The organism is Corallococcus macrosporus, assembly GCF_017302985.1.
GTDB lineage: Bacteria > Myxococcota > Myxococcia > Myxococcales > Myxococcaceae > Corallococcus > Corallococcus macrosporus_A.
In genome coordinates this window covers 1,021,353-1,035,104 of the sequence record NZ_JAFIMU010000007.1, presented here as the reverse complement: position 1 = coordinate 1,035,104, position 13,752 = coordinate 1,021,353, and the positions used below count along the sequence as shown (strand labels likewise).

9 protein-coding genes are annotated in these 13,752 nt (G+C 73.5%); 1 reads left to right on the top strand and 8 read right to left on the bottom strand.

Annotation, left to right across the window (positions count from 1 at the left end; translation table 11 throughout):
* Positions 1-4: 4 nt before the first annotated feature.
* The 7 genes from JYK02_RS16510 to JYK02_RS16475 all read right to left on the bottom strand — a co-directional run bounded on the left by JYK02_RS16510 (position 5) and on the right by JYK02_RS16475 (position 11,458).
* Positions 5-1,342: an FAD-binding oxidoreductase gene (locus tag JYK02_RS16510; protein WP_207052189.1), complete on the bottom strand. Its 1,338-nt coding sequence runs from the start codon at positions 1,340-1,342 to the stop codon at positions 5-7.
* Between the two features lie 181 nt (positions 1,343-1,523).
* Complete coding sequence (locus JYK02_RS16505) at positions 1,524-2,909, bottom strand: sigma 54-interacting transcriptional regulator (RefSeq protein WP_207052187.1); 1,386 nt, start codon at positions 2,907-2,909, stop codon at positions 1,524-1,526.
* Positions 2,906-4,438 carry an ATP-binding protein gene (locus tag JYK02_RS16500; RefSeq protein WP_207052185.1) on the bottom strand — a complete coding sequence of 511 codons (1,533 nt, stop codon included), beginning with the start codon at positions 4,436-4,438 and terminating at the stop codon, positions 2,906-2,908. The genes JYK02_RS16505 and JYK02_RS16500 overlap by 4 nt, the downstream gene beginning before the upstream one ends.
* Positions 4,439-4,454: 16 nt before the next feature.
* Entirely contained in the window at positions 4,455-7,877 is a 3,423-nt protein-coding gene (locus JYK02_RS39655; protein WP_242588771.1) for a FrgA protein, read from the bottom strand.
* Positions 7,878-7,927: 50 nt separating this feature from the next.
* Positions 7,928-8,956, bottom strand: coding sequence for an RDD family protein (locus tag JYK02_RS16485; protein ID WP_347402507.1), 1,029 nt, complete (start codon positions 8,954-8,956; stop codon positions 7,928-7,930).
* A 1,391-nt stretch (positions 8,957-10,347) separates the two neighbouring features.
* Positions 10,348-10,614: a GlsB/YeaQ/YmgE family stress response membrane protein gene (locus JYK02_RS16480; protein WP_120622877.1), complete on the bottom strand. Its 267-nt coding sequence runs from the start codon at positions 10,612-10,614 to the stop codon at positions 10,348-10,350.
* A 109-nt stretch (positions 10,615-10,723) separates the two neighbouring features.
* Positions 10,724-11,458 carry a 16S rRNA (uracil(1498)-N(3))-methyltransferase gene (locus JYK02_RS16475; protein WP_207055149.1) on the bottom strand — a complete coding sequence of 245 codons (735 nt, stop codon included), beginning with the start codon at positions 11,456-11,458 and terminating at the stop codon, positions 10,724-10,726.
* A gap of 121 nt (positions 11,459-11,579) precedes the next feature.
* Here JYK02_RS16475 and JYK02_RS16470 point away from each other — a divergent pair, with 121 nt between their 5' ends.
* Positions 11,580-12,575 (top strand): asparaginase, encoded by a 996-nt coding sequence (locus tag JYK02_RS16470; RefSeq protein ID WP_207052183.1) that lies wholly within the window; start codon positions 11,580-11,582, stop codon positions 12,573-12,575.
* Between the two features lie 234 nt (positions 12,576-12,809).
* On the opposite strand, the gene JYK02_RS16465 is transcribed toward JYK02_RS16470, so the two are convergent.
* Positions 12,810-13,676: a 50S ribosomal protein L11 methyltransferase gene (locus JYK02_RS16465; RefSeq protein WP_207052182.1), complete on the bottom strand. Its 867-nt coding sequence runs from the start codon at positions 13,674-13,676 to the stop codon at positions 12,810-12,812.
* Positions 13,677-13,752 lie beyond the last annotated feature (76 nt).

Sequence of the window (13,752 nt, the reverse complement as noted above, 5' to 3'; positions counted from 1 at the left end):
GCCGTTACTTCACGAAGAGCTTGCTCGGGTCGTACTTGCCGCGGACTTCCTTGAGCTTCGCGCGGATGGCGTCCGGCCACGCGCTGTCGAAGTGCTCCGGAGACTGGATCTTGCCCATGAAGTTGATGGTCATCTCCGGCGACAGCCACGGCTTCAGCTCCGCGCGCAGGCCCTGCGTCGCGCCGGGGAGCACCGTGTCGAACAGCGGCGGGTGCATGCCCACCAGGCCGATGATGAAGTTGCCGCCGCGGCCGCCCACCGCCGAGCCGCCCGCCACGTCCTTCCAACTGGCGCCGCCCAGGTGGCGGATCTCCATCATGAAGTACGGCGTCTGCACGCCCGTGCCCACGTGGCGCAGCACCGTGGTGGCGAAGTCCTGGTCCACGTGGGTCAGCATCATGCCGTTGGTCCACACGGGGCTGGGCTGATCCGGATCATTGTGGATGCGCGCCATCTGGGACGCGGGCAGCTCGCCCAGCATGTCCAGGTACACGGGGGCCAGCGCGCGCAGGGGCGCCGCGAACTTCGCGCCGTCCTCGATGGAGCCCGGGTACGCGAAGCGCAGGTTGATGACCGTGCGGCCACGCAGCGGGGGCGGGATGAAGTCGAACGGCGGGAAGCGCATCACGGCGATGCTCGTGGACACGCGCGCGTCCGCCTCCGACGTCCACTTCACCCAGCCGCGCAGCACGGCCTCGATGTGCTGCTCCTCGAAGAAGAGGCTGCCCGCGTAGAGCGAGCGCATCTCCACGAGCTTGAGCTTCACGTCCGTCACGATGCCCAGGCCGCCCTTGCCGCCGCGCAGCGCCCAGAACAGGTCCGGATGCTGCTCGGCGCTCGCGTGGACCGTCTCTCCCTCGGCGGTGACGACCGTGTAGCCCACGACATAGTCGGAGCTGACGCCGTGGCTGCGCACGAGCGGCCCCAGGCCGCCGCCCAGGAGGTAGCCCACCACGCCCACGTTCGTGGACGAGCCGGCGACGGGCGCCAGGCCGTGCTTCGCGGCCTCCGCGATGACCGGCTCCCAGCGCGCGCCCGCGCCGATGGTGGCCGTGCGCGCCGCCGCGTCGATGCTCACCTGGTTGAGCGCCTTCGTGGAGATGAGCACGCCGGAGGTGATGGACGCGTACGTCCCGTGCCCCGTGGCCTGCACCGCGATGGGCAGCTTGTTCTCCCGGGCGAAGCGGACGGTCTCCGCCACGTCCTGCGCGGACTTCACCGCCACCACGTACTGCGGCGTGTGCTGCACCAGGACGTTGAAGCCGGCGCACTCCGGGGCGTAGCCCGCGTCGCTGGGCGTGTAGACGGGGCCGCTCACGCGGCTGGCGAGGGTCTGGGTCATGGGGCGTTGCTCCTTCGTGTCAGCCGGCCCTTGCGGGCCGGGAGGGGGACTCGGGTGAGGTGCGGTGCCACGTCGAGGGAGTACGAGCGCGAAGCAGCATAAACCTGGAAGTCAGGTTCGTACACGGAAGCGCCCCGCGAAAACACGGCCCGGGCTCCAGTGGGCTGGCCACCCGCCACCCCTACGACAGGCCGTGCTCCTCCAGCTTGTTGTAGAGCGTGCGCCGGCTGACCCCGAGCAGCCGCGCCGCCAGCGTGCGGTTGTCGCCCGCGCGCTTGAGCGCATCCACCAGCGCCTCCTTCTCCACGTCCTTGCGGCGTGACTCCAGGGTGACGGAGTCGGACGACGGGGACGGCAGGAGCGGCGCGGAGACGGGCGGCGGCGCGATTCCCGGCTGGCGCGACAGCTCCCGCGCGACGTCCGCGCCGGTGAGCACGGGCCCGTCGGAGAGCACCACCAGGCGCTCCAGGAAGTTCTGCAGCTGGCGCACGTTGCCGGGCCACGGCTGGGTCTGGAGCGCGCGCAGGCCGTCCTCGCTCAAGCTGAAGGGCGGCCGGCCGTTGGTCTTCGCGTGCACGTCCAGGAAGTGGCGCGCGAGCAGCGCGATGTCCTCGGGCCGCTCGCGCAGCGTGGGCAGCCAGAGGGGCACGACGTTGAGGCGGTAGAAGAGGTCCTCGCGGAAGGTGCCGCGGCGCACGCCGTCCTCCAGCGACTGGTGCGTGGCCGCGACGAAGCGCACGTCGACCTTCACGGTCTGGGTGCCGCCCAGCCGTTCGAACTCGCGCTCCTGGAGCACGCGCAGCAGCTTCACCTGCACGGCGGGGGACACGTCGCCAATCTCGTCGAGGAACAGCGTGCCGCCGTGCGCCAGCTCCACGCGGCCGGGCTTGCGCGTCGCCGCGCCGGTGAAGGCGCCCTTCTCGTAGCCGAACAGCTCGCTCTCCAGCAGCGTGTCCGGGAGCGCCGCGCAGTGCAGCTTCACGAAGGGTCCCGAGCGCCGGGGGCTGTTCTCGTGCAGGGCTCGCGCGGCCAGCTCCTTGCCGGTGCCGGACTCGCCCCTCAGCAGCACCGTGGCGGTGCCCTGGGCGGCCTTCACCAGCAGGGCCTTCACCTCCGTCATGGCCCGGCTCTGGCCCATGAGCAGGCTGTCCAGCGCCTTGCCCTCGGCGCGCGCGGGCTCGGGAGGGTTGCTCGCCTGGAGCAGCGCCTTCTTCAGCGTGAAGAGGAGCTCCTCGCGGTCGAAGGGCTTGAGCACGAAGTCCGCCGCGCCCGCCTTCATGGCCTCCACGGCCAGCGGCACGGTGCCGTGCGCGGTCATCAGCAGCACGGGCACGTCCGGCCAGCCGCGCCCCACCTCCGCGAGCAGCTCCATGCCGCTCATGCCGGGCATGCGCACGTCGCTCAGCACCACGTCGATGGGCCGGCGCGCGAGCAGGGCCAGGGCGTCCTTCGCGTTGGACGCCGGATGCGGGGTGAGGCCCGCCTGGGTGAGCAGCGCGCCCAGCACCTTGAGCAGCGCGGGATCATCGTCGACCACGAGGACGTGGCCCTTCAGTGCGTCGCTCACGCGGCTTCTCCCTCGGATGCCGGGGCGGTTGGGACGGACGCCGCCGGCAGGCGCAGGCGGAGGATGGTGCCACGGCCCTCGCCGCTCGTCAGGGACGCGGTGCCGCCATGGGCTTCCGCCACGCGGCGGACGAAGGCCAGGCCCAGGCCGCTGCCGGTCGCCTTGGTGGTGTAGAAGTCGTCGAAGGCCCGCTCGCGCGTGCGCGCGTCCATGCCGCTGCCGGTGTCCTCCACCTCCACCTCCAGCGCGTCGCCGTCCTGCCGCGTGCGCACGGTGAGGGTGCCGCCCGAGGGCATGGCCTCGAAGGCGTTGCGGACCAGGTTCTCCAGTGCGTTGGCGAGCAGGTCCTCGTCGCCCGCGCACTCGGGCAGACCGGGGGCAAGGTCCTTCTGGAGCGCCACGGCGCCCGGGTTCGCGAAGGCCTGGAGCGACAGCACGCCCTCCACCAGCCGGTTCAAATCCAGCGGCCGGCGCAGCGGTTCGACGCGCGCGAGGCGCTGGTACGTGCCCGCCACGCGGTCCAGGCGCTCCACCTGTTCCAGCAGCAGGTCCAGGAAGTCCCCGTGTGCTTCCCAGGAGTGGCCGCGCGCGTGCTCTTCCTTGAGGTACTGGGCTGCGCCCTTGAGCGCGGCGATGGGGTTCTTCAGGTCATGCGCCATCTGCGCGGAGAAGCGGCCCAGCGTGGCCAGTTGTTCCAGGCGCTGACGCTCGGTGACGAAGCCGGTGACGACCCGCCGCGCCGCCGCGAGGAGTGAGAAGGTGATGGCGGTGGTGCCCACGACGAGCGCCCCGGACTCGGCGGCGAAGGCGCGGAAGAGGGCGAGGTAGGCGAGCACGCCCACCAGCGCGAGCACGACGGCGTGCACGGCCGCGCTCGTGGCGCGAGCGTCCTTGCCGAAGAGCTGGAAGCGCAGGGAGGCGGTGGCCATCACGGGCAGGCCCAGCAGCGTGCCCACGTTGCCCAGCTTCGGCACGGGCAGGGCCATGTCCGCGGCCAGGTCCGTGAGCAGCAGCGCGACGAGCAGCGTGAGCCCCAGCACCACGAGTCCGGCGCGTGCCCGTTCATCCTGCGAGCCCGTGCGGCGCAGGTGGAGCGTGAGCAGCACGAAGCCCGTGGTGAGGATGGGGATGACGCCCACGGCGACGGCGAGCCCGAAGGCGAAGGTGTTGATGCGCGCCTCCAGCGCGGGCACGCCCACGGCGATGAGCATCGTCAGCGCGAGCGCGCTCATCACGGCATAGGTGCCGTACATCGCCCAGGCGGAGCGGCGGCGGCGGCCCACGAACGCGAGGATGAAGTGCATCGCGCAAGGCAGCGTCATCAGTGCCGCTGCGAAGCCCATCAGCCGCCAGCCGGAGTCCCCCGAACGTGCCAGCCCGAAGGCGGAGAAGTTCCAGGAGGACAGCGCGATGGACAGCAGCGACAGCGGCAGCGCGAGGGGACTCTTCCCCACGCGGGAGAGCGCGATGCCGGCCAGGGCAAGCTGCCCCGCGCACGCCAGCAGGCTGACCCACATGGCGCCCGTCATCGCGCGCCTCCGTGGCTCAGAGCATGCCCAGCCGGCGGGCGTTGGCGGGGTCGACCGCCGCGGACTCCCAGCGTCGCACCGCTGCTTCGCGCTCCGCGTCGGGCGCGTCCGCGTAGTAGCCCAACGTGTCGTGCAGGGCCCGGCTGAGCTCTTCGATGGCGGCGAGCCGCACGTCCAGCTCGCGGTGGCGCAGCGCGGCCACCAGCCAGTCCGCGCGACGGCGGCTGCGGTTCTCCGCCCACCACGCCGACCACTGGCGCGGCTGGAGACCCAGCGTGGCGCGGGTGACTTCGCGCAGCGCTTCCGCGGCGGCCTGCGCGCACATCGCGTCGTCGCTGCCGGTGAGGTTGATGAGGCCCTCGATGGCGTCGCGGTCGTGCAGCGTGCCCAGGGCCCGGGCCGCCAGCGAGCGGCGCAGGGCGTCCCGGCTGGCCAGCTCCTGGCGCAAATCCCTCAACGACGCGTCCAGGCGCGGCAGGTGCTTGAGGGCGGCTGCGGCCACTCGCGCGGCGCTGGAGATGTCCGGTTCCATGTCGAACAGACCGCGCAGCACGCCGTCCACCAGCTCCGCGTAGGGCAGGTTGCCCGCGGTGAGCAGCGCCAGATAACGCGTGTCCGCGTCGTTCGAGTCCAGCAGCGGCGCCAGCGCGACGGCCGCGGGACGGCCCAGGCGCGACAGTGCGGCGGGGATGGGACCCAGTTCGTCCGCTTCCGGCAGCTCCACGACCGGCAGGCGGCTCCAGGCCGTCGGACCGGGGAAGTGCTGCGCGAGCACCCGGGCGCTGGCCTCCGGCGAACGCGCCAGCTCCGCGATGGCGCTGGAGCGCTGTGACGCATCCGGACCGGTGAGCCGGCGCAGCAGGGGCGTGAAGTCCGGGGGCGGGCGTTCTTCCGGCGACAGCACGCGCGGAGGCAGGGACGCGGCGCGGCCCAGGTTGGCCACGCCACCGCGGCCGAACACGGGGTTCCAGCCGAGCCCCGCGACCACGGCGGGCGCGGGCGCGGGCGGCACCGGAGCCGGGAAGCCCGGCACGACCACGTCGATGGTGATGTCCTCCTCGGGCGCGCGCAGCTCGGACACGCGCTGCTTGCGGAAGAGGATGAGCTCCTGGAAGGCGGCCGGGAGGTCCTGGCAGAACAGGATGTAGTCGCTCAGCCGGCGCTGGCTCATCGGCTTCTGGCCGCAGTCGCCGTAGAGGATGGCCACGAGGCGGCCCTTCACCTCCACCGGGTACAGGAAGACGGTGCGCGGGGCCTGGCGGCCGAAGAGCTCCAGGTAGTGCCGCGTGAGCGCGTCCGGAGGCAGCGGGCCCGCGTAGCTGCCGCGCGTGACGGCGACGGTGCGGAAGACGCTGCTCGCGTCCAGGGGGATGGAGACGAGCGACAGGGCGTTCGCGTCCAGGCCTTCGCCGCGCGCGTCCCAGCCACCGGCGGCGCCGCGCACGACGGCGAAGGCGGCCACGTAGTCGAACGTGCGGCGGCCGAAGCGCAGCGCCACGTCCAGCAGGCGGTCCAGGTCCCGCGTCGCCTCACGCAGCGCGGACCGGGCCTGGGGCAGCGTCCACTCCGGCACGGCGGCGTCCGGAGCGCTGGAGGCACCCGGCACGGGCGCGGGCTCCGGCGCGCGGAGGCGGTTCGCGCCCGGCGCGGAAGCGGGGTTGCTGAAGATGATGAACGACGGCTCGCCCCGGGGAGACGGGGGAACGGGAGGCGGCGTCGGCGTGCCCGTCTGCGCCGCGCGGGCCTGCTGCTCGGGCGCGGGAGGCCACACGGCGGGCCGGGCTCCCGGGGGCTGAGCGGGGGCGCCGGGGCGGTTGGCAGCGGCGGATCCGCCCTGCGCGCTCTGGCCGCCCGGAGCGGATGCGCCCTGCGGGAAGGAGCCCTGCGCGGGGTTGCCCGAAGTGAAGGCGCCTGGGGCGGATGCGCCCTGCGGGAAGGTACCCGGTGCGGATGCGCCCTGCGGAGGGCCCGAAGTGAACGTGCCCGGAGCGGATGCACCCTGCGAGGTGCCCGAAGTGAATGAGCCCGCGGCGGATGCACCCTGCGAGGTGCCCGACGTGAACGAACCCGGGGCGGATGCACCCTGCGGAGTGCCGGGTCGACCCGCGACCTGCGCGGATGCGTTGGCACCCTGCACGGACGCGCCTTGCGTGGAAGCGGTGCCTCCCTGGGCGGTGGCTCCCGGCGCGGACGCACCCTGTGCACCCGTGCCTGGCCGGGCCCCCTGTGCCGTCTGCGTGGTCGCGGTGGTGCCCGGGCGGGCCCCCTGCACCGTCGTCGCGGTAGGGGCCGGTCCACCGAAGCCCTGCGTCGGCGAAATGCCCTGCGCATTGGGAGCCGGTCGGGAACCCTGGCCCGCCGTGCCCTGCGCGGTGGGACCTGGCCCTCCGAAGCCCTGAGTCACGGGCCCCGGTGTGGCGGACGCGCCCTGCACGGTGGTTCCGGGACGGCCTGCCTGCGGCGGAGCGGCGTACGCACCCGGCGCGGCCGGACGGCCACCCTGTCCGGAGCCCTGCGGTACGGCGTGGCCGTCGACGGGCAACAGCACCGGCACGCCCGGCGGCTGCGGCAGGGGACGCTCTCCCGGGGGATAGAGCGTCGGCGGCGCGGCGGCACCCGACGGGGCCTGCGTGGGAGGCGTGGCGCGCGCGGGCGTGCCCGGCATGTTCAGCCGCAGGGGCTCGCGCGTGTACGCGGGAGGCGGGATGTCGGTGGGCGCCGGAGGCGGAGTGGGTCGCTGGACCGCGCGGGCCGTCGTCACCGGACCCGCGGAGGTGTTCAGGCGCAGCGGTTCGCGCACGTACGCGGGCGGAGGGATGTCCGCGGGCGCCGGCTCGCGCGAGGCGGCGGGACGGGCCTCCGCGGGCACGGGCTCCTGGGCCACGGAGCGCGCCAGTTGCTCCACCATGTCCACCGACATCGAGGACTCGTCATCCGGCGGCGGAGGAGGCGGCGGCGTGAGCGCCCCGGCCTGCTGGGCGACGGCGTCCGCCAGCTGCACGAAGCGGGGCGGCAGCGGCTGGCGGTAGATGATGGAGATCCACTCGCGCACCCGCAGCTCGATGGCGACCCAGAGCTCCAGCGGCTTGCCCAGGAGGAAGCCGACTTCGTCCAGCTCCTTCTTGGGCACCGGGTAGGCGCACGCCACGTGCAGCGTGTTCCCGTCCAGGGACAGGGGAACGACGCTCAGGCGCTCGGCGATTTTCGGGGGGATGAAGCTGGCGACCTCGAGGTTGGGCTCGAAGTCCACCAGGTTCACGGGCCGGAAGCCGGAGACCTCGCCCAGCATCGCGAGGACGTCCACTTCGGTGAGGCCGCGCTCCAGGAGCACGGTGTCCACGTGGCCACCCTGGGCCTGGTGCAGACGCAACAACTCCCCGGCCTGCTCCTGGGTCAGGAGGGCGCGCGAGACGAGGTGCTGGGCAAGACGCGAAGGCATGAAGGCCGCGGCATCTTACGGCCGCGGCCGCAAGGCACAATGAGCCGGTTTCAGCTCGGTTGGACGACGAAGGTGGACGTCAGCTTGTCATGGAGCGTCTGTCCGCGGCGGTCGAACAGCGCCATCCAGAACCCGCCCAGGAAGAGAACAAAGGAAAGCCCGGCAAGCACCGCCCGGAAGATGGCCCTGCCCGGGGTGGGCGCCATGCCGTGGGTGTCCACCAGCCGCAGGCCCAGGAGCAACCGTCCCAGGGTCCGGCCATTCCACAGGAAGGCCGCGACCGCGCAGTACACGGTGGCGAGCACCAGCATCAGGACCATGCCCGGCAGGAGGACGCTGTGCATCGCGCGCAGCCAGGCGACGAACGCGTCCAGCCCGGTCAGCCCCGGCTGCGGGCCTTTCACGCCCGCGACCGACGAGGCCAGGGTGATGTAGGCCGCCGCCACGGCGCTGATGGCCGCGGTGTCGACGGTGAAGGACAGGAGCCGGCGCCACAGCGAGGCGGGCCGCGCGTGGACCTCGCCGGGGGCCGGGACCGGGGCCACGGCGGGGGCGGAGACCTTCGACTTCGAGGGGCTGGCGGGGGAGGGCGAGGCTTCCATGCGGGACACTCCCGGGGCAGGCGCGGAGGACGTGGCGAAGGCCGGCGTCTCCAGAGGGGGCAGGTGGGCCGGTTCCTCCATGACAGGCAGGCCCGGAGCGGCGTCCCGGCGAGCATCCATCACCGGCAGGCCGGAGGGGGCCGGCGATGCATCCCAGTGCTCGGCGGCCGACGGTCCGGAGGCGGACTCCCGGTGGGGAAGGCCCGAGCCCTGGGCCGCCTGCGAGGCGCCATCCATGCGGGGCAGCCCCGGGGCCGGCTGCGATGCCGCGTCCATCCGAGGCAGGCCCCGCGACGGACCCGAGGCGGCCTGCGCCGGGGGGCGCGGAATGTGCGGCTCCGTACCGTAGGCCGGAGTGGGCGCGGAGCCGGGGCGGGGCTCCATGGGGTTCGGCTGCGCGGCACGAGGCACGGCGACGCCCGGATTCTGGAAGCCCGGCTCCGACAGGGCCGCGGTGGGGGCGGCGCGCGGAGGCACGGGGGCCATCGGTGTCACGGCCGGAGGCGGTGCGGCGGGGCGCGGAGGAAGCACGGCGCCGGAAGGAGCGGTCCCAGCGGGAGGCGTGGCGCGAGGAGGCACGGGAGCCGTCGCCGCCGCACGGGGAGCCTGCGGCGCGGGGGCCCGGACCGCCTGACCTTCAGCGTGCGGCGCGGGAGCCCGAGCTGCCTGGCCTTCAGCGTGCGGCGCGGGAGCCCGAGCGGCCTGACCTTCGGCGTACTGCGCAGGAGCTCGGACCGCCTGGCCTTCAGCGTGCGGCGCGGGAGCGCGAGCCACCTGGCCTTCAGAGTGCGGCGCGGGAGCGCGGGCCACCTGGCCTTCAGCGTGCGGCGCGGCCGCGCGAATCGTTGCATCGGCCTGCGGTGAGGCAGGGCGCGCCGTAGGGGCCGCCGCGCGAATCGTCGCATCCGCGTGGGACGCAGGTGCAGCCGCGCGCATCGTGGCATCCGCATGGGACGCGGGGGGCTGCGCGGCACGAGCCGCCGGGTCCACATGGGCCGCCGCTGCGCGAGCCGGATCCGCATGGGCCGCAGGAGCACGGGCCGACGGATCCACGGCGCGGGCCGCGTTGGGCACGGCGGCGCGGGCCGACGGATCCGCAGGGGACGAAGGTGCACGACCCGCCATGTCCGCGCGGGCCGCAGGGGGCACGGCAGCGCGGGCCGCCGGATCCGCATGGGCCGCGGATGCACGGACCGACGGATCCGCATGGGACACACCGGCGCGGGCCGACGGATCCGCATGAGGAGCAGGCGCGCGCACGGTCGCATCGGCGGCCGGAGCCTGCGCACGCACCGTCGCATCCGCGCGCCCATCCATCGGAGGCACGGCGGCTCGCGGCGCGGCGGCCGGAGCCTGCGCAGGCCGGGGCGCGGCGGCTCGCGGCGCGGCGGGCGGAACGGGCGCCGTTCCCGGCCGGACCGAAGGCGTCATCCCCGGCGGCGTGATGGGACCGCGCGGCGGATCCATCGCGAAGGCCGGCGTGCCGCGCAGCGTCTCCGGCTCCACCGGTTCATTGTTCAGGGTGATGGCGTCGCCACCCAGGGCCTCGCGGTCCCCGGACCTGCGGCGGTCGATGTGGATGTCGCGGTCAAGCAGGCTCGGGACGGGGGCCACCGCTGGTGGGCGCGCGGCATTCGCGGCGCAAGCGGGGCAATCTCCGACCGGCGGCAGCGAGGCGCCGCACTTCAGGCACTTGGACAACGGATCCTCCCGGTGACGCGGACAACCGTCGCCATGAAAGGCCGCATTCAGGCCTGTAGCAAGAAAAGGACAAGCCCCTGCTGGTCCCTCGCCCGAGGAACCGTCAGGGGCTCGCCTGCGCCAGGACGCCCATCCCTTTGGGGACGGTGCGTGTGGGGCGTCTCACGCTAGGCGTGGACGCGGCGCCGTCCCGCTGCTCCGACCAGGAGGAGCACGACGATCGAGCCTACGACCGACATGATGATGCCCGACGCGTGCAGGTCGAACAGCCGTCCGTCACGCTGGAAGAGCGAACCGATGAGGCCGCCCACCAGGGAGCCCACCATGCCCAGCAGGGTCGTGGCCACCAGGCCCATGCTCTGCTTGCCCGGCAGGATGGCCCGAGCGATGAGGCCCGCGATGAGGCCGATGATGATGAAAGCGATGATCCCCATGAGAGTCTCTCCCGTGTGAGGGACCCGCGAGGTCCCGAATGGCAGAAACGTAGGAATGCCCACACGGATCCGTGACCTGGGGTGCGAGGAGGGCCCGCCCGCCCGCCTGCTACCCGAGCGACCCGTCCAGGTGCTGCATCACCGCGAGCGCCGCGAGCGCCGCTGTCTCCGTGCGCAGGATGCGCGAGCCCAGCGTCACCGGCCGCGCCCCCAGCCCCCGCAGCCCGTCCACCTCCTCGCGCGCGAGCCCACCCTCGGGACCAATCACCAGCGCCACCGGAGTCCCCGGCGCCACGCTCCGGAACGCCTCGCCCAGCGGCACCGCGGACTCCTCTTCATCCAGCACCAGCAAGAGCGTGCCCGGCGTCAGCGACCGCGCCGCGTCCAGCAGCGGCCGGGGCGGGTGCACCTGCGGCACGTCATCACGGCGGCACTGCCGGGCAGCCTCCTCGACGATCTTCGCCCACCGCTGCGTGCGCTCCTCGGCGCGCTTCGGCTCCAGCTTCACCACGCTGCGCGCCGTGGCCACCGGATGGAACGCGGTGGCGCCCAGCTCCGTGCCCTTCTGCAGCACCAGCTCCAGCTTGTCCCCCTTGGGCAGCCCCTGGAGCACGCTCATCTCACGCGCGGGCGGCGTCACCCGCACGGTGCCCAGCACCAGCTTCACGGACTCCGCGCCCAGCTCCGTGACGCGCGCCTCGAAGGCGCGGCCCTTGCCGTCGAACACCTCCAGCGCGTCGCCATCCTCCAGCCGCAGCACGTGGACGAGGTAGTGGCGGCGCTCGCCCGTGAGCGTCACGTCGGCGGGTGCGGGGTCGGGCAGGGGAACGAAGAGGCGGACCACGGCGGCTTCCTTGAAGGGGAGGGCGCCCGGAGGATAACCCTCCATGCGTCCGGAGGTTCCCTTTCCGCACGCCCCGGGCGCCCGGCGAAGTCCCGTTCCTGCTATGGCGCGCCCCACGCCCATGACCACCCTCGTCATCGAGTCCACCCGCTCCGGCTTCGTCGAATCCCTCCACACCGTGTCCGTCGCGGTGGTGAGCGCGGAGGGCACGCGCGTCGCGTACGCGGGTGACCCGGAGCGCGTCACCTTCTGGCGCTCGGCGGCGAAGCCCTTCCAGACGCTGCCCCTGGTGCAGGACGGCGCGGCGGACCGGTATGGCTTCGGCCCGCGCGAGCTGGCGCTGGCGTGCGCGTCCCACTCCAGCGAGCCCGTGCACCGCGCCCTCGCGGTGCAGATGCTGAGCGCGTGCGGCTGCGAGGAGCGCGACCTCGCGTGCGGTCCGCACCCGCCGCTGTCGCCTGCTGTCGCGGAGGAGGCGCTGAAGGCAGGCGTGGTGATGACGCCCCGCTGGAACAACTGCTCCGGCAAGCACGCCGGGATGCTCGCGCTGGCCCGGCACCACGGCTGGGACGTGCACGGCTACGCCAGCGACGGCCACCCGGTGCAGGAGCGCATCCAGGATGAGATCGCCAAGTGGACGGGCCTGCCGCGCGACGCGCTGGTGAAGGCCGTGGATGGCTGCCTCGCCGTCTGCTTCGGCCTGCCGCTCAGCGGCATGGCCACCGCGTGGGCCCGCTTCGGCGTCTCGGAGGCGCCCGCCGCGCGCCGCCTGCGCGAAGCCATGCTCGCGCACCCGGAGCTGGTGGGCGGCAAGGGCCGCGCGTGCACGGACCTGATGACCGCGTTCGGGGGCGAGGCCGTGGTGAAGATTGGCGCGGAGGGCGTGTACTGCGCCGCGCTGCCCCGGGCCCGCCTGGGCGTGGCCATCAAGGTGGAGGACGGCGACGCCCGCTGCGCTCCGCCCGCGCTGCTCGCCGTCCTGCGCCTCGTCGCGGAAGCGCAGGGCCTGTCCCTGCCCATGACGGGCCTGGAGCACCACGCGGAGCCGCGCATCCTCAACACGCGCAACGAAGTCGTGGGCTCCCTGCGCGCGGCCGGAAACCTCGCGTTCGTCTGAGCCCTGCTGTGGCGCGGAAGGTCACAGGCGCCACGCCGCTCGTAACCCGCCCCGCTACAGCCCGGCCGCTGCCCCCAGCGGCTCCCAGCGCACGGCAGCGGGCACGCGGACTGCAATGCCTGTCCGCACACGGCGGGAGTCGCGAGGTCCTGACGTCAAGGGGGAAAGCCTCGCGAGTCCAGATGGGGTCGGGTTGGCGAGCGTTCTCGTTCGCGGCCCGACCCCCTCTTGTTTCTAGCGCTTCAAGTCGATGCGCACCCACTCGCCCTGCTGCGCGCCCTCCAGCACGGTGCACCCGAGCTTGCGGTACGCGGCCTCCACGTCCACGCGCTGGTGCGCGAGCACGCCGGCCAGCACCAGCCGGTCCTTCGCCTTGGGGACGATGAGGGGCGCCAGCTCGATCAGCGTGTTGGCCAGGATGTTGGCGAGCACCAGGTCGAAGGTGCCGGCCACTTCCGTCAGCTCGCGCCCGGAGATGTCCAGGTCGGGCGTCCCGTTGTCGGCGCAGTTCTCCTGGGCCAGCTCCACGGAGGTGGGGTCGTTGTCGGTGCCCACCACGTGGCCCGCGCCCAGCTTCTTCGCCGCGATGGCGAGCACGCCCGTGCCGGTGCCCACGTCCAGCACGCTCGCGCCCGGGTGCGTGGACATGAAGTCATCCACCGCCGCCAGACACAGCGACGTGGTGGGGTGGTCCCCCGTGCCGAAGGCCATCTTCGGCTCGATGACGACCTTCAGCTTGCCCTCCGGCGCGTTCGCGGCGTCCCACGGCGGCCCCACCCACAGGCGGCCCACCTGCACGGACTTGATGAGCGACTTCCACTCGTTGCTCCAGTCCTGCTGGGGCTGCTCGTCCAGGGACAGGCGCGCGGTGGGGTGGCTCTCCGCCACCGCGTCGCGAGCCTCCTCGGCCGCCTCGCGGTCCTCGAAGTAGGCGACGACGATGGACTCACCCTTCGTGGGCGCGCGCACGCCCGGCATGGTGGGCGTCTCCGCGTCGCGGACCTCCAGGCCCAGGGCGCCGGCCTCATGGAGCAGGTCCTGGAGGATCTCGGAGGACTCCTCCGCGATATCCACGGTGAGTGAAAGGTAGGTCTGGGACATGGCGCCCCTTCTACCGCACCCGGTGCGGCGTGGAAGCGCCGTCGTCGTGACGCTTCCACGCTCGCGCTGAGGCCGC

Excerpts from the sequence above, each read along its gene's own strand:
- JYK02_RS16510 (WP_207052189.1), bottom strand. The coding sequence starts at position 1,342 with ATGACCCAGACCCTCGCCAGCCGCGTGAGCGGCCCCGTCTACACGCCC.
- JYK02_RS16500 (WP_207052185.1), bottom strand. The coding sequence starts at position 4,438 with ATGACGGGCGCCATGTGGGTCAGCCTGCTGGCGTGCGCGGGGCAGCTT.
- JYK02_RS39655 (WP_242588771.1), bottom strand. The coding sequence starts at position 7,877 with ATGCCTTCGCGTCTTGCCCAGCACCTCGTCTCGCGCGCCCTCCTGACC.
- JYK02_RS16480 (WP_120622877.1), bottom strand. The coding sequence starts at position 10,614 with ATGGGGATCATCGCTTTCATCATCATCGGCCTCATCGCGGGCCTCATC.
- JYK02_RS16470 (WP_207052183.1), top strand. The coding sequence starts at position 11,580 with ATGACCACCCTCGTCATCGAGTCCACCCGCTCCGGCTTCGTCGAATCC.
- JYK02_RS16465 (WP_207052182.1), bottom strand. The coding sequence starts at position 13,676 with ATGTCCCAGACCTACCTTTCACTCACCGTGGATATCGCGGAGGAGTCC.